Raw genomic sequence first — 14,771 nt, 5'->3', positions numbered from 1 at the left:
TTTTTATGACGGTAAGGTAACAATCACCTTGTGAAGAGCAATCGCAATTCAGCGCACGGTCAGTATTCGAATTGCTCAGAGATAAGCTCAATCAATTCGGTTTCAGTCTCTGGCATTTTTTGCAATTCAACTTCACATGATGCGCCACCTTTAAGCATGTACGCACTCTTGGTACAATGGTCATGGTGAAACCATTTGCCATCAATACAAACGTCAGTATAGCAGCGTGGGTCCTGTTTCAGTTCCATAGGTTACCTCCATGTTAATTTCGTGTTAACCTAAAGATAACTTATCGATAAATTGCTCATTAATAATTGATCTAGATCAATGGAATACGATATCTAGACTAAGGTAGCAATACGGTAGGCAAACCTACCTGAAGCTGGATAGTGATTAACTTGCCAACTGCGTGCTCTCAGTCTCTTCACCTGCGGCGATACCTGCCTCTGGTTCAAGTTCGACTTGTTTAAGATGGAAGATCAGCAACGGCAGATCATTACGATAAAAGTTCGCCGTGTAACCACCAGCCGCTTTGGGCAATGCACTAGCGAAGCGTTCCAAACGTTGCTGGATCACTTCAGTACTTTCTTGATTAGCTGAGATTTTTTTATCAATGGTACTAATAAAGTCTTTAGTTAACTGAGCATACTGCTCAACCGTTTGCGCGTTCACTGGCTGGAAGACAAAGTAAAAATTAGCTAAGCGGAAAATGGCCGTTTCACTCTTTGGGCAAAGTGCACCTGAGACAGCAATTCTCTCTAAGTTTTGTTTAAAACTGTTTTTTATCTGATTAGAGCGTTTGAGTAATGCTTGTTTTGCTTGTTGGTTTGCTTTCTTTTCCAACGTTACTTTTCGGTAGTAGTACGCAAGCACTGCGGTTAAGAGAGCGAAGATCAATAGAAGAGCGATTATCGTTAGCATTTTGAGGTGTATATGTGTGGTTCAGTCCGTGATTTATGGGCGAAATTGTAGCTATGAATACTAGGGAAAAGCAACGTATTTTATACTGATTAAATTAAAAATTAGCTCAATTTGGCATTTGGTTGTTCGACTGTCGTTATGCGAAAAAAGGAGCACATAGAAGTGCTCCAAATTAAAAGTGCAGTGTTCCAAAATCTGATTACATTTTGGCAAACTTATAAGTACGGTAACCGCCAATTAAGTTACGTGCTTTATAGCCGTTATTGACTAATTGACGGTAAGCGACATTACCGCGTAAGCCCACTTGACAGTAGATGATGATCTCTTTGTCTTTTGGTAGTTCGCTCATGCGATGACGTAATTGGTCGACAGGGATGTTTATCGCATCCTTGATGAAACCAACGCTTTCAAGCTCGCCCGGGTTACGCACATCAAGCAGTATTTGATCGTCAGTCAGTGAGTCCATTTCCTCGAAGTGAATGGCTGCTGCATCACCCTTGATGATGTTGTTAGCAACAAATGCGGCTTGGTTAATTACATCTTTCGCACTTCCGTACGGTGGAGCGTAAGTAAGCTCTAGGTGTTGCAACTGTTCAACCGTCATACCGGCACGTTGTGCAACCGCCATCACATCGATACGTTTGTCTACGCCATCTTTCCCGACCGCTTGTGCACCTAAAATCTTGCCATTGTTTGGATCAAACAACATCTTAAATGACACAATCTCAGCACCAGGGTAGTAGCTCGCGTGACTTGCTGTGTGTACGTAGACTTTTTCGTAGTCAATACCTTCACGCTTAAGTTGCTTCTCGTTTTTACCCGTAGAGGCAACAGCGAGGTCAAATATCTTACAGATTGCCGTTCCTTGAGTCCCTTGATACGACTCTGTACGACCCAACATATTGTCTGCGGCCATACGACCCTGACGGTTAGCTGGCCCTGCAAGAGGCACTAAAGTTTGGCTACCTGTGACAAAGTCTTTTTCTTCAATGGCGTCACCGACCGCGTAAATACTTGGATCACTGGTCTGCATCATTTCGTTGGTGTAGATACCACCTAACTCGCCGATTTTAAGTCCTGCTTCTTGAGCTAACTTAGTTTCTGGACGAACGCCAATCGCCATGATTAAGATATCAGTAGTTAGCGTTTCACCGTTATTTAGCGTTAGGTTCAATTCACCTTCGATGTGTTGGTGTTCTTCGTCTTCACCCGAACCAAAGCTCGCAATATGCTCATTGGGTACATATTCGACAGCTTGCAACGCTACGCCCAATTTGAGGTCAATACCTTGTTGACGAATCTCTGCGTGGGCAAATCCTGCCATTTCATGATCGACTGGCGTCATCACCTGATCGGCCATTTCGATTAAGGTGGTCTTAATTCCTAGCTGGTGGAAAGCTTCCATCATCTCTAGGCCAATAAATCCGCCCCCAACAACCGTCGCATGTTCCGGTTTGTTCATCTGGATCGTCTGAATTATACGGTCCATGTCTGGAATGTTACGTAGCGAATGAGTCAGTGGGTTGTTAATGCCTGGGATTGGTGGCACAACAGGCCCTGCACCTGGACTAAGCAGTAGAAAGTCATAGCTTTCAGTATACTCACTGTCATCGACGAGGTTTTTCACTGTCACCGTTTTGTTGTCGCGATCGATAGATACCACTTCATTCATTACGCGAACATCAACATTGAATCTCGCTAAGAAGCTTTCTGGTGTTTGCAGAAGCAGTTTACTGCGCTCTTGAATGTCGCCACCTATATGGTAAGGAAGACCACAGTTAGCAAAAGAAACGAAAGGGCCACGCTCAAACATGATGATTTGTGCATCTTCGCTTAGCCTTCTAGCACGCGCAGCAGCAGAAGCGCCACCAGCAACACCACCAACGATAAGAATCTTAGTCATTTGAAACTCCGTTATTGAAAACCTAACTTTTTAAGGAAATAGACTGCGGGACAAATCCCGGTAAACGCGCTCTGGATCAAGTTCACGCCAACAAAAACAGTCAACCAAACAAAGCCACTATGCACGGTTAGTGTCAAAATGACTGAGATAAGAACCATACTTCCAGCAAGTACTCGAATTGCATTTTCAAGAGTCATAACGTTCTCCTTACGTGTCTATTTCCCCTGTTGCTAACCACTATAGTTATCTAAATTAGAAAAGTCTAATGTTATTTTATCTAAATTTAATTTAACTAAATTAGTGTTGACTAATTTAGTTTGTTTAGTATCATCTAATGTAACTAATCAATATGAGGTGAGTCATGAACGATCAAACAGTTAACATAGCGGAAATGCAGAAAAATGCAGTCGCAGCTGCTGATCTTTTAAAAGTGATGGCTCATCCAGAGCGACTAATGGTTTTATGTCAATTAACTGAAGGCGAGGTAGGGGTGAGCGCACTACAAAGTAGTTCCGTGCTCAGTCAGTCAGCATTCTCTCAACATCTCACTGTGCTTCGCAAACATGGCCTAATTAAATCTCGTAAAGAGTCGCAACAAGTATTCTATTCGTTGGACGACGCACGTGTTGTCCAACTGATTCACAATTTACAGTCCACATTTTGTGGTTAAAAAATTTTTAATTTATCTAAGAGGTAGTTATGGCTTTTACGATCCCATGGGAATCACTTGCAGGAGGCATTTTATTAGGGATATCGGCGACGATTATGTTGCTATTAAATGGAAAAATCGCCGGAATTAGCGGCATTATGACAGGGTTACTGACACCGAAATCGTCGGATTTTGCGTGGCGTTTGCTCTTCGCTGTCGGCATGGTATCTGGCGGTGTTATGGGTGTGTTGGTATTTAATGGCGATGCTCCAACCATCTACAACAGTAGTGTTGGTATGCTTGCTGCCGCTGGCTTGCTTGTCGGTATAGGCACGCGTTTGGGCAATGGATGTACAAGTGGACACGGAATATGTGGTATCGGGCGTTTATCTAAGCGTTCTATCGTCGCCACTATGGTCTTCATGCTGGTTGCAGCCGTGACCGTATTTGTTCGTCTACATCTTGTTTAAGTGCAGTGGGTATCAACAATGAATAAAGTAATTTTCCGTTTAACGTCTCTATTTGCAGGTTTTTTATTTGGTTTAGGCATGATCATCTCAGGCATGGCAGATCCTGAAAAAGTGATTGGATTTCTCGATGTCGCTGGCGCGTGGGATCCGAGTTTAGCCTTTGTTATGGGGGGAGCGCTAATGGTGTTTATGCCTGCTTACTTCTTACTTATTAAACCGAAATCCAAACCAGTCGTTGCTGAGGAATTTTGTTTGGCGAAATCAAACAAAGTGGACTCGCGATTGGTGAGCGGCGCGGTCATTTTTGGTTTGGGTTGGGGGCTAGCAGGTATCTGCCCAGGGCCTGCGATGTCAAGTTTGGCTCTCGGTAACATCGGCGTATGGGTCTTCTTTGCCAGCATGATGGTCGGATTAGGTGTTACGAACTTACTGATTTGTATGAAAAATAGTCGTGAGTCACAAACGCAAACTGCGTAATGTCTACTATTGATGGAATAATCTGTGAAAGGGAGTGGTAATGATGAAATTGTTAAATTGGAGCGTCGCTTTAGCTTGTGCAGCGGCAATGAATGCAAATGCACAGCAAGACGAACAACAGTACACAGTGAGTCTTGAACCACTCTCTCAGGTTATCCATCTCGATGGTGTTGTACAGCCTGTCAATCAGGGGACGGTGGCGGCTCAAACTTCTGGGCGAGTCGTCGGCTTGTATGTTGATGTCAATGACTACGTTAAACAAGGCTCAGTCTTACTCGAAATCAGTGCGGTACAACAATCCGCTTCGCTCGATGCAGCGCAAGCTCAATTGCTAAGTGCTGTAGCGCAAAACCGCGAGGCGCAAGCGCAACTGAAACGTTATAAACAACTGTTTCCCAAAGGCGCTATTTCACAAGATCAAATGGACAGCGCCGAAGCGAGAGCGCGAAGTGCAGCGGCTTCCGTGAAATCGGCGCAAGCCAGCGTCGCACAAGCGAAAGAGTCATTAGGTTATACCAGCGTGACGGCGCCATATGACGGTATTGTCACCCAGCGAATGGTCGAATTAGGTGAAACCGTCGCTCCCGGCACGCCATTATTAAGCGGTTTTGCCCTGAACCTACTCCGTGTTGAAACGGAGATCCCCCAACGTTATCAAGACAAAGTGGCCAACTTAGACCAATTCGACGTTATATCTCCGAAGGGCGATAAGATAGCGCCAACCAATTTCAGCTTATTTAGTTACGCTGATCCACAGTCTCACTCTTTCAAAATTCGCTTAGATCTACCGGAAAACAATCAAGCACTTGTTCCCGGGATGTGGGTCAAAACCGAGTTTCGCTACGGCGAGAAAGAGACATTAATTATTCCAGAATCGTCAGTTGTGCGCCGCGGTGAACTCAGTTCAGTGTTTCGTATTCACAACCAACAGCGCGTTTTGAATCCGGTTCGTCTCGGTCAGGAATATGGTGATTACGTTGAAGTCCTCTCTGGTCTTGAAGAAGGGGATGTGATTTCGACAGTGGCCCTAGCCGTAGAAGGAGAGTGATTATGGACAATCGACTCGGTATATCGGGTCGCATTGCAGCGGCCTTCCAAAATTCGGCAATGACACCACTACTGGCTCTTGTTGGCCTGCTAATGGGGTTATTTGCGGTTATCGTGACGCCAAAAGAAGAAGAGCCGCAAATCGATGTGACCTTTGCGGATGTTTATATTCCTTTCCCTGGTGCGTCGCCACAAGAAGTAGAAAGCCTTGTTACGACGCCAGCAGAACAGATCATTTCCGAAATTCAAGGTATCGATAAGCTCTATTCATTTTCTCAGCCAGATGGGGCGATGATCGTTGCTATCTTTGAGGTTGGTGTTAGTCGCAATGATGCGGTGGTGAGAATCTACAATAAGCTCTACTCAAACAAAGATTGGATGCCACAAGGTGTGGGCGTCGGTGAGCCGATTATCAAGCCAAAAGGGATAGAGGACGTACCTATCGTTAGCTTGACACTGAGCGATCAAACCGGGCGATTGGATCAACAGCAGTTAACGCAAGTTGCCCATGGGTTGGAAGCAGAGCTTAAACGAATTCCAGGAACTCGCGATATTTATACTGTGGGGGGTCATAGCACGATTGTTGATGTACGTCTTGACCCAGCGAAGATGAACAGCTTTGGTATCACGCTTGATCAGCTTAATCAGCATTTACCGTCCGCAAATAACAGCTCACCTATGTTGCGTTTAACCCATGATAATCAAGAGTTTCCTGTCCAAGTGGGGCAATTTCTTACTCGTATAGAGGAAGTGAAACAACTGGTTATTGGCTTGCACAACAACGCGCCTGTCTACCTAGAAGACATCGCAGAGGTGAAGTTAGGAGCAGACACACCGACGCAAAATGTTTGGACCAGTGACAAACAACAAGTTTACCCAGCGGTGACGATTGCAATTGCTAAAAAAGCGGGAGAGAACGCGGTTAATGTCGCCAAAACCATTGAAGCGCGAGTGCTTGAACTGAAAAATCAACTGATTCCAGATGGCATCCACGTTGATATCACGCGCGACTATGGAAAAACCGCCGCTGATAAAAGTAATACCCTAATCGGTAAGCTCGCGTTCGCCACCACCGCAGTCGTGATCTTGGTTTTACTTACCATGGGTTGGCGTGAAGCTTTAGTGGTTGGTTTTGCTATCGTTGTCACTTTGATGATCACACTGTTTGCTTCGTGGGCTTGGGGCTTTACCTTAAACCGCGTGTCACTGTTCGCGTTGATCTTTTCAATCGGTATTTTGGTTGATGATGCGATTGTTGTGGTCGAAAACATCCACCGTCATATGTCCAAAGGCAAAGCCAAACTGCAAGATTTGATCCCTGGCGCCGTTGATGAGGTCGGCGGACCAACGATTCTCGCGACACTGACTGTTATTGCCGCGTTGTTGCCTATGGCGTTCGTTAGTGGGCTGATGGGGCCATATATGAGTCCAATCCCAATTAACGCCTCAATGGGTATGTTGATCTCGTTAGTCGTCGCCTTCGTGGTATCGCCTTGGTTAGCAAGTCACTTCTTGAAACCTGCTCATCATGGGGAAGAGACCGCCGCAAACTCGATATTTCATAAAATCATGGCGCCATTTGTGACGGCCAAGACGCAGGGTCGAAATCGCTTCATGCTGTTGTTGACTATTTTGGCGTTGATTGCAGGTTCGGTGATGCTACCTGTGTTCCAAGCCGTTGTGCTTAAAATGCTGCCATTTGATAACAAGTCAGAATTCCAAGTTGTGCTTGATATGCCGGAAGGGGCGTCGTTGGAACGCACTCAGCGCGTATTGTTCGAAATGGGTGAAGAGCTTAACAAAGTGCCAGAGGTGACTAATTACCAAATCTATGCAGGTACGGCAGCGCCCATCAACTTCAACGGCTTAGTTCGTCACTACTTTATGCGCAGTCAGGCAAATCAAGGTGATATCCAAGTTAACCTTGTCGGTCGTAAAGAGCGTGACCGTGACAGCCACGAAATCGCTTCTTCGATTCGTCCAATCTTGAATCAAGTTGCGGAAAAATTCGGTGGTAAAGTCAAAGTGGTTGAAGTGCCGCCAGGGCCACCAGTCTGGTCACCTATTTTAGCGGAAGTTTATGGGCCAACCCCAGAGCTGCGTAATCAAGCGGCGAGGGATATTCGAGAAGTGTTCAGAGCAACGGACGATATTGTTGATGTTGATATGTACTTACCTGAACTTCATCAGAAATGGCAGGTGGTCATCGACCGTAGCAAAGCCGCACATTTCCAAGTGCCGTATGCTTCGATTGTTGACGCGCTAGCAACATCCGTTGGTGGTAAACCGGTCAGCTATCTGCATAGCGAGCACAGTAAATACCCAGTGCCGATTCAGATTCAAGCCAGTGAGAGTGCTAAAGTTCGTCTAGAACAAGTGCTGAACATTAAAGTGGGCAGCCAAAATGGCCATGCGTATCCTTTGTCGGACTTGGTTACGGTGCGCCAAACTCGCATGGATGACTATATCGTACATAAGAACCTCGTGCCTATGGTGATGGTCGTCGGTGATATGTCTGGCTCGGTGGATAGTCCGCTTTATGGCATGTTTACTATTGGCAGCAATATCGATGACAAAATGCCGGTTGAGCAGTACTACATCAATCAACCTGATGGTTTAGAAGGCATTTCAATCTTGTGGGACGGGGAGTGGACGATTACCTACGAAACGTTCCGAGATATGGGAATTGCGTACGCGGTGGGTATGATTCTCATCTACCTACTAGTGGTGGCGCAGTTTAAGTCTTACCTCGTACCGCTGATCATTATGGCGCCGATCCCATTAACGATTATTGGTGTGATGCCCGGCCATGCGATGTTAGGCGCGCAGTTTACTGCAACATCGATGATCGGCATGATTGCGCTTGCGGGTATCATAGTTCGCAACTCGATTTTGTTGGTCGATTTTATTAATCAGCAAGTTGCAGAGGGGGTTGAGTTTGCAGAGGCAGTTATTCAATCTGCGGCGGTGCGGGCAAAACCTATTATGTTGACGGCACTTGCGGCGATGATTGGTGCGGTGTTCATCCTTGATGACCCGATATTCAACGGTCTCGCTATCAGTTTGATATTCGGTATTTTTGTCTCTACCGTATTAACTCTGCTAGTGATCCCTGTGCTCTACTATGTCGCGATGCGTAAGCGTTTTGCTTAATCAACTCTCCATTTTAACCCCGCTTACCTAGCGGGGTTTTGCTGTTAGCTTCAAGCCTAAGCCAACGACTTCAACAGACCCTAGTATAATGTAAACTGCATTGGGCAGTGATCGCTGAGTTGATATTTGAATAGATCGTCGACTTGATAGACTTGCTGTTTTACCTCAGATACTTCTAACTGCTTACTTGTGACGACATGATCAATCAGAGAACGGAACTGGTGGGTTTTATCCGGCTGATTGCGTGACCGAACTTTACATAGTGCAGGAGTTGTTGATGTTGCCAACTGCGCTGTGGTTCCTTCACTGAGATCTTGCCACATCCAGTCCCCGCCATAGGCGAGATTGTGATTGAAGTCGCCAGCAATAACATACACTTCCCCAGAATCTTCCCGTTGCTTTATCCAGTGGTTGATCGCTTGAGACTGTCGCTTGAGAGTGCGGCAAGCGCGTCCATCTTTATAGGCCCCAGAGCAGCGCGCTTTCAAATGCACCGAAAGGAGGTGTAATGGTTGTGCATCTGCGTTAATCACCACATAAGTTGCGAATCTAAGCTTGCTATTGGCATCGTTATCAAGCTTAAGATCAGGCATGTTGGCTGCCTTGATACCATGTTTTATTGCTACGCCAGTATATTGGTTAATATCAGTAAATTGATAGCGCTGATTGCTCTCTAAAGAGCGTTGAGATAAATAGATGGTGTAACTATCGCCAATCACCTTGCGCAGTGCGTCAAGGTCTGCCACTTCTTGAAACGCCAAGACGTCACTGTTAAGAGTCACAAAGTAGCGATTCAATGCATCAAAATCTTTTTTGCTGCGCTGCGAAGCTGGAAACTTGTCGGATGGCTGACTGGTTAACCATTCTAAATTCCAAGTTGCGTAACTGAGCTTATCGTTAGCCAGTGTATTTAGCGAAAAGAGCGCCAAAGTGAGAATCAGCAAGCGAGTTTTAGCGGTTAGCATAAGGATAAATCCGAGTTGAGTGTGAAAGCCTTTATCTAATAAGAGGTCTAGAAAAATCAAGTAGGCGCAGTAACATTTTTAGAATTTTCATTGTTTTCTTCGCAAGTGGGAGCCGAGCCACCAAGATCGATTTGATCTTAATCTAGGCACTGTTTTTATTGATCGATATCAATACTTTCCCCTGTGGCATTTCGTTAAATACGCCACAATATATAGTGTTAGTCGGATAATAATATGCCCTATATAGTGTGTTTGTGGATAACTCTGTGAGTATGCTGGGGTAAGGAGAAAAAGTGAAACCAATCGTAATCAAGCGTGATGGCTCTCGGGCTCCGTTTAGAAGGGATCGCATACAAGCGGCTGTAGAATCAGCCGCCGAGCAGGTAGATAAAGAGGTCGCAATTTATGCATTGAATGTAGCGCTTGCGGTCGAACTTCAGCTAAATGATCACGATGAAGTACACATCAACGAAATCCAAACCTTAGTCGAAAACGAACTGATGCAAGGGCCGTATAAATCTTTGGCCCGTGCTTATATTGAGTATCGTCATGACCGAGATATCGCGCGCGAAAAGCAAAGTACCCTTACGCGCGAAATCGAAGGGCTGATTGAAGAGAGCAATGTCGACTTAATCAACGAAAACGCTAACAAAGATGGCAAAGTTATCCCAACGCAACGTGATTTATTGGCCGGTATTGTTGCGAAGCACTACGCGAAGACACACATTTTACCTCGTGATATCGTCCATGCACACGAAGTGGGTGATATTCACTACCACGATTTAGACTACGCGCCGTTCTTCCCTATGTTTAACTGCATGTTGATTGACCTAAAAGGCATGCTGACTCATGGCTTTAAAATGGGCAACGCGGAAATTGATACACCAAAATCAATTTCTACTGCGACCGCAGTCACCGCACAGATAATTGCTCAGGTAGCCAGTCACATCTATGGCGGCACGACTATCAACCGTATCGATGAAGTGCTTGAACCTTATGTGATGACCAGTTATGACAAGCACCTAGAAATCGCCAAACAGTGGGATATTCCAAACCCTGAAGCCTTCGCAACCGCACGCACCGAGAAAGAGTGCTACGACGCATTCCAGTCACTTGAGTACGAGGTCAACACGCTTCACACGGCCAATGGCCAAACCCCATTTGTCACTTTCGGTTTTGGATTGGGTACCAGTTGGGCATCACGTTTAATCCAGCAGTCGATTCTTAAAAACCGTATTGCAGGCTTAGGTAAGAACAGTAAAACGGCTGTCTTCCCTAAATTGGTATTTGGCATCAAAGATGGCCTCAACCATAAGTCAGAGGATCCGAACTACGACATTAAGCAGCTTGCGCTTGAGTGTGCGTCTAAGCGTATGTACCCAGATATTCTTAACTACGACAAAGTGGTTGAGATTACTGGCTCGTTTAAAACGCCAATGGGCTGTCGTAGCTTCTTGGGCACCTATGAAGAAAATGGTGAGCTTGTTCATGAAGGGCGTAATAACCTGGGTGTCGTTAGCTTGAACCTCCCTAGGATCGCGCTGGCCGCGCAGCGTGATGAAAAGCAATTCTATCAGTTGCTCGATCGACGTTTAGATCTGGCTCGCCGTGCTCTTGAAACCCGCATCTCTCGCTTAGAGAATGTTAAAGCACGTGTTGCTCCCATTTTATACATGGAGGGGGCATGTGGTATTCGCCTTAAAGCTGATGAGCCAATTGCGAATATCTTTAAAAATGGCCGAGCGTCTATCTCGTTAGGTTACATTGGTATTCATGAGACGATTAATGCCTTGTTCGGTGATGAAGCCCATGTTTACGATGATGCAACTTTGCGTCAAAAAGCGGTAGATATTGTTAAATACCTTAAGAAAAAGGTCGATCAATGGGCGCAAGAGTCAGGTTATGGCTACAGCTTATATGGCACGCCAAGCGAGAACTTATGCAGTCGTTTCTGCCGCATCGATACTAAAGAGTTCGGTGTGATTAAGGGAGTTACCGACAAGGGCTATTACACCAATAGTTTCCATTTGGATGTAGAGAAAAAGGTCAACCCATACGACAAAATCGACTTTGAAATGCCTTATCCAAGCATCTCAAGCGGTGGGTTCATCTGCTATGGTGAGTTTCCCAACATGCAGCGCAACATAGAAGCCTTGGAGAACGTCTGGGACTACAGCTATAGCCGCGTACCTTATTATGGGACGAATACACCGATAGATGAATGTTACGAATGCGGTTACAACGGTGAATTCGATTGTACCAGCAAAGGCTTCACCTGCCCAAGCTGCGGTAACCATGATTCGACCAAAGTATCTGTCACGCGCAGGGTATGTGGTTACCTTGGCAGCCCAGACGCTAGACCGTTTAACTTCGGCAAGCAAGAAGAAGTGAAACGACGCGTTAAGCACCTTTAATAGAAAAAATTCAGTTCCATTTAACCGAGCCCTAAGTGTTAGGGCTCATTTTCTTTGCAGACTAAACCATGAACTATCACCAATATTATCCAATCGACGTCGTTAACGGGCCAGGTACACGTTGTACTCTGTTCGTATCTGGATGCGTACATCAGTGCAGAGGGTGTTACAATCAATCAACGCAACGTTTGGATTCTGGTGTGTTATTTACTCAACAAGCTGAAGACCAAATCATTGCGGATCTCAACGATACTCGAATCAAACGCCGTGGTTTGTCATTGTCGGGTGGCGATCCGCTACACCCCGCCAACGTTGTCCACATCTTGAAACTGGTGAAACGGGTGAGAACAGAGTGCCCGAATAAAGATATCTGGCTCTGGACTGGTTACACCCTTAATGAACTAAGTGATGCACAGCGCGAAGTCGTCCAATACATAGATACCTTGGTTGATGGTAAATATGAGCAAGACAAACGAGATCTCAATTTAGAGTGGCGCGGCAGCTCAAATCAGATCATTCATCACTTTATCCTCTAGAGCTATCGGGTTGTTAGGTTAACTGTATGTTAATTTTTACAGCGGTTTATCATGTTTTTCACTAAGGCGATAAGATTTTATTTCTAGAACGACAATTTGATGATAAGTTGGCAGCCATTACTGTTACTTGAATTTCAAAGGGTTGTGACTTTCATGTTTTCTCACTTACCGACTCCAACACTGGATCCTATTCTTTCTCTATCTGTTGCTTATCGCAATGACCCACGCGCCGAAAAAGTTGATTTAGGCATTGGGGTATACAAAAACAGTGCAGGTGAAACGCCTGTGATGGCAGCAATTTCTCAAGCGCAAGATATTGTTGTTGCTGAGCAAAAAACCAAATCTTACGTAGGCCTTGCCGGTTGTGAAGAGTTTAACCAGTCGATGGTTAATCTACTGCTTGATGGTACATCAGCAATGGACCGTGTGGCGGCTATTCAGACTCCCGGTGCAAGTGGTGCACTACGCATGTTGGGTGATTTGATGAAGGTGGCTCAACCAAACACAACGGTTTGGATCTCTAACCCAAGCTATGTTAACCACCGACCTGTTATGGAAGCTGCTGGTCTAAAAGTAAAGCACTACAGCTATTTTAGCTCAGAGACCAAGCAAGTAGACGTTGATAAAATGATGTCTGACTTATCGCAGGCAGGACCAGAAGATGTCGTGCTTTTGCATGGTTGCTGCCATAACCCAACGGGTGCCGATATCGATTTTGCTGCGTGGCAAGCGATTACAGAGCTGGCTCAAAAGAATGGATTTATTCCATTTGTCGACATTGCGTATCAAGGTTTTGGCGATGGTCTTGAGGAAGATGCTTTAGGTCTACGTCATATGGCAAACAATGTTGAAGAGATGATGATCACCACGTCATGTTCGAAAAACTTTGGTTTGTACCGTGAGCGTACTGGAGCCGCTATTGTGGTTGGTAAATCTCAAAACGAGGTAAACAACGCCAAAGGTAAATTACTCACACTCGCACGTGCAACGTATACCATGCCGCCTGATCACGGCGCTGCGTTGGTGAAAACTATCTTGCAAAATGATCAATTGACTAAAGTATGGAAGCAAGAGTTGAGCTCGATGCAGCAACGCTTAGTAAGTCTGCGTCAGACTTTGTGTAATGAATTGAGAAATACCCACAATACTTCACAATTCGACTTTATCGAGAGTCACAAAGGCATGTTTACTGTGCTAGGCTTTAGTCAAGACCAGATGACGCAACTTCGTGAAGAATATGGAATTTATGGAGTAGGTGACGGTCGAATCAATATTGCAGGCTTGACCGAGAAGGACATTCCTTACGTTGCTGATGCAATAATCAAAGTTTCTTAGGTGTAGTGGGGCTATTAGCCCCATTTTAAGCACTTCTGTTTTGTCGAAGTTAGGTGGAAAAATGAAAAAAACGTGGAAAGCACTGATTCCATTTCTATTGAGTGGCGGATTGATGGCGTGTTCAACCACTGGAGAGCAGCCAGCAGAGCCAGAGAAGAAACCTCAAGTTGAACAACCTAAAGAAGAACTGCCGAATTCTGAGGTTGAAACGCCAAAAGAAGAGGTAGAACAACCTGCAAAACCAGAGCCGGAAGTCGCACCAGAACCAAAGTCAGAACCTAAACCTGAGCCACCAGTTGTTAAAGAAAAATTAAAGAAAACACCTGATGGAAAGCTGTTGTTAGGATCTGAAGAATGGGTGTATGTACCAGGGCTTGAGCAGAGCTTTAAAACTCGCATTGATACAGGCGCAACCACCTCTTCAGTCAGTGCTGTCGATGTCGTATCATTTGAGCGAGATGGCAAAGACTGGGTTAAGTTCAAGGTTGAGCACGAAGGGATAAAAAGTAAAGAGATCGCGTTGCCTGTAAAACGTTGGGTTAAGGTTCGTCAGTCGACCAGTGAAGACTCTCAGCAACGAGCCGTGGTTGAAGCGTGGATCCAATTAGGCGACCTTAAAGAGAAAACAGACTTCACTCTGACAGATAGAACTCACCTTACGTTCCCGCTTTTGTTAGGGCGTAGCTTTTTCAAAGATGTTGCTATTGTCGATGTAGGCCAGAAATATATCCAAGACAAACATAAATAAGCCTGTTGTTTCTCTATCTATTAAGCCAGCACACAAATAATGTGCTGGCTTTTTTATTTGTCAGATCATGTTTTTATCGTTTGTGTGTGTGAAATTCATACCGTTACGTTACTATTTACGCGCTTAAAGTCGGTCATACGCATTACATCAATT

Annotated in this window: 14 protein-coding genes; 9 read left to right on the top strand and 5 right to left on the bottom strand. The window is 45.2% G+C overall.

Annotated elements, in window-relative coordinates; all coding sequences use genetic code 11:
- Positions 1 to 59: 59 nt before the first annotated feature.
- The 4 genes from TW81_RS06455 to TW81_RS06440 form a co-directional block, all read right to left on the bottom strand.
- Positions 60 to 248 carry a hypothetical protein gene (locus TW81_RS06455; RefSeq protein ID WP_045954883.1) on the bottom strand — a complete coding sequence of 63 codons (189 nt, stop codon included), beginning with the start codon at positions 246 to 248 and terminating at the stop codon, positions 60 to 62.
- 145 nt (positions 249 to 393) lie between these two features.
- Positions 394 to 921, bottom strand: a complete 528-nt coding sequence (locus TW81_RS06450) for a hypothetical protein (RefSeq protein ID WP_045954882.1) — start codon at positions 919 to 921, stop codon at positions 394 to 396.
- A 199-nt stretch (positions 922 to 1,120) separates the two neighbouring features.
- Entirely contained in the window at positions 1,121 to 2,824 is a 1,704-nt protein-coding gene (locus TW81_RS06445; protein ID WP_045954881.1) for an FAD-dependent oxidoreductase, read from the bottom strand.
- Positions 2,825 to 2,835: 11 nt separating this feature from the next.
- Positions 2,836 to 3,021: a YgaP family membrane protein gene (locus tag TW81_RS06440; RefSeq protein WP_045954880.1), complete on the bottom strand. Its 186-nt coding sequence runs from the start codon at positions 3,019 to 3,021 to the stop codon at positions 2,836 to 2,838.
- 164 nt (positions 3,022 to 3,185) lie between these two features.
- On the opposite strand from TW81_RS06440, the gene TW81_RS06435 reads away from it, so the two are divergent.
- Genes TW81_RS06435 through TW81_RS06415 form a run of 5 tightly spaced genes read left to right on the top strand, consistent with a single transcriptional unit; the run spans position 3,186 to position 8,620 of the window.
- On the top strand, positions 3,186 to 3,494 hold the full coding sequence (locus TW81_RS06435) for an ArsR/SmtB family transcription factor (RefSeq protein WP_045954879.1): 309 nt from the start codon (positions 3,186 to 3,188) through the stop codon (positions 3,492 to 3,494).
- A gap of 29 nt (positions 3,495 to 3,523) precedes the next feature.
- The gene (locus TW81_RS06430) at positions 3,524 to 3,943 is read left to right on the top strand and encodes a YeeE/YedE family protein (protein ID WP_045954878.1); all 420 of its coding nucleotides are present in this window, start codon (positions 3,524 to 3,526) and stop codon (positions 3,941 to 3,943) included.
- Between the two features lie 18 nt (positions 3,944 to 3,961).
- Positions 3,962 to 4,420, top strand: coding sequence for a YeeE/YedE family protein (locus TW81_RS06425; RefSeq protein ID WP_045954877.1), 459 nt, complete (start codon positions 3,962 to 3,964; stop codon positions 4,418 to 4,420).
- Between the two features lie 43 nt (positions 4,421 to 4,463).
- A complete protein-coding gene (locus TW81_RS06420; protein WP_045954954.1) occupies positions 4,464 to 5,468 on the top strand; it encodes an efflux RND transporter periplasmic adaptor subunit in 1,005 nt (334 codons plus the stop codon).
- 2 nt (positions 5,469 to 5,470) lie between these two features.
- Positions 5,471 to 8,620 carry an efflux RND transporter permease subunit gene (locus TW81_RS06415; RefSeq protein WP_045954876.1) on the top strand — a complete coding sequence of 1,050 codons (3,150 nt, stop codon included), beginning with the start codon at positions 5,471 to 5,473 and terminating at the stop codon, positions 8,618 to 8,620.
- Between the two features lie 80 nt (positions 8,621 to 8,700).
- On the opposite strand, the gene TW81_RS06410 is transcribed toward TW81_RS06415, so the two are convergent.
- The gene (locus TW81_RS06410; RefSeq protein ID WP_045954875.1) at positions 8,701 to 9,585 is read right to left on the bottom strand and encodes an endonuclease/exonuclease/phosphatase family protein; all 885 of its coding nucleotides are present in this window, start codon (positions 9,583 to 9,585) and stop codon (positions 8,701 to 8,703) included.
- A 293-nt stretch (positions 9,586 to 9,878) separates the two neighbouring features.
- On the opposite strand from TW81_RS06410, the gene nrdD reads away from it, so the two are divergent.
- The 4 genes from nrdD (at position 9,879) to TW81_RS06390 (ending at position 14,618) form a co-directional block, all read left to right on the top strand.
- A complete protein-coding gene (gene nrdD / locus TW81_RS06405; RefSeq protein WP_045954874.1) occupies positions 9,879 to 11,999 on the top strand; it encodes an anaerobic ribonucleoside-triphosphate reductase in 2,121 nt (706 codons plus the stop codon).
- A 68-nt stretch (positions 12,000 to 12,067) separates the two neighbouring features.
- The gene (gene nrdG, locus TW81_RS06400) at positions 12,068 to 12,535 is read left to right on the top strand and encodes an anaerobic ribonucleoside-triphosphate reductase-activating protein (RefSeq protein WP_045954873.1); all 468 of its coding nucleotides are present in this window, start codon (positions 12,068 to 12,070) and stop codon (positions 12,533 to 12,535) included.
- Positions 12,536 to 12,688: 153 nt separating this feature from the next.
- The gene (locus TW81_RS06395) at positions 12,689 to 13,870 is read left to right on the top strand and encodes an amino acid aminotransferase (RefSeq protein ID WP_045954953.1); all 1,182 of its coding nucleotides are present in this window, start codon (positions 12,689 to 12,691) and stop codon (positions 13,868 to 13,870) included.
- A gap of 61 nt (positions 13,871 to 13,931) precedes the next feature.
- Positions 13,932 to 14,618 (top strand): ATP-dependent zinc protease family protein, encoded by a 687-nt coding sequence (locus tag TW81_RS06390; protein ID WP_045954872.1) that lies wholly within the window; start codon positions 13,932 to 13,934, stop codon positions 14,616 to 14,618.
- Positions 14,619 to 14,771 lie beyond the last annotated feature (153 nt).

It is taken from the genome of Vibrio galatheae (genome assembly GCF_000967545.1).
In the GTDB taxonomy this organism is placed as follows: Bacteria; Pseudomonadota; Gammaproteobacteria; order Enterobacterales; family Vibrionaceae; genus Vibrio; species Vibrio galatheae.
Note: the sequence above shows the minus strand (reverse complement) of the source record. Positions and strands in the feature narration are given on the sequence as shown.

What these genes read in the sequence shown, in the direction of transcription:
- TW81_RS06410 (WP_045954875.1), bottom strand. Translation starts at nt 9,585, where the DNA reads ATGCTAACCGCTAAAACTCGCTTGCTGATTCTCACTTTGGCGCTCTTT.
- TW81_RS06440 (WP_045954880.1), bottom strand. Translation starts at nt 3,021, where the DNA reads ATGACTCTTGAAAATGCAATTCGAGTACTTGCTGGAAGTATGGTTCTT.
- TW81_RS06445 (WP_045954881.1), bottom strand. Translation starts at nt 2,824, where the DNA reads ATGACTAAGATTCTTATCGTTGGTGGTGTTGCTGGTGGCGCTTCTGCT.
- TW81_RS06420 (WP_045954954.1), top strand. Translation starts at nt 4,464, where the DNA reads ATGAAATTGTTAAATTGGAGCGTCGCTTTAGCTTGTGCAGCGGCAATG.
- TW81_RS06390 (WP_045954872.1), top strand. Translation starts at nt 13,932, where the DNA reads ATGAAAAAAACGTGGAAAGCACTGATTCCATTTCTATTGAGTGGCGGA.
- TW81_RS06395 (WP_045954953.1), top strand. Translation starts at nt 12,689, where the DNA reads ATGTTTTCTCACTTACCGACTCCAACACTGGATCCTATTCTTTCTCTA.
- TW81_RS06435 (WP_045954879.1), top strand. Translation starts at nt 3,186, where the DNA reads ATGAACGATCAAACAGTTAACATAGCGGAAATGCAGAAAAATGCAGTC.
- TW81_RS06455 (WP_045954883.1), bottom strand. Translation starts at nt 248, where the DNA reads ATGGAACTGAAACAGGACCCACGCTGCTATACTGACGTTTGTATTGAT.
- TW81_RS06425 (WP_045954877.1), top strand. Translation starts at nt 3,962, where the DNA reads ATGAATAAAGTAATTTTCCGTTTAACGTCTCTATTTGCAGGTTTTTTA.
- TW81_RS06430 (WP_045954878.1), top strand. Translation starts at nt 3,524, where the DNA reads ATGGCTTTTACGATCCCATGGGAATCACTTGCAGGAGGCATTTTATTA.
- TW81_RS06415 (WP_045954876.1), top strand. Translation starts at nt 5,471, where the DNA reads ATGGACAATCGACTCGGTATATCGGGTCGCATTGCAGCGGCCTTCCAA.
- nrdG (WP_045954873.1), top strand. Translation starts at nt 12,068, where the DNA reads ATGAACTATCACCAATATTATCCAATCGACGTCGTTAACGGGCCAGGT.
- TW81_RS06450 (WP_045954882.1), bottom strand. Translation starts at nt 921, where the DNA reads ATGCTAACGATAATCGCTCTTCTATTGATCTTCGCTCTCTTAACCGCA.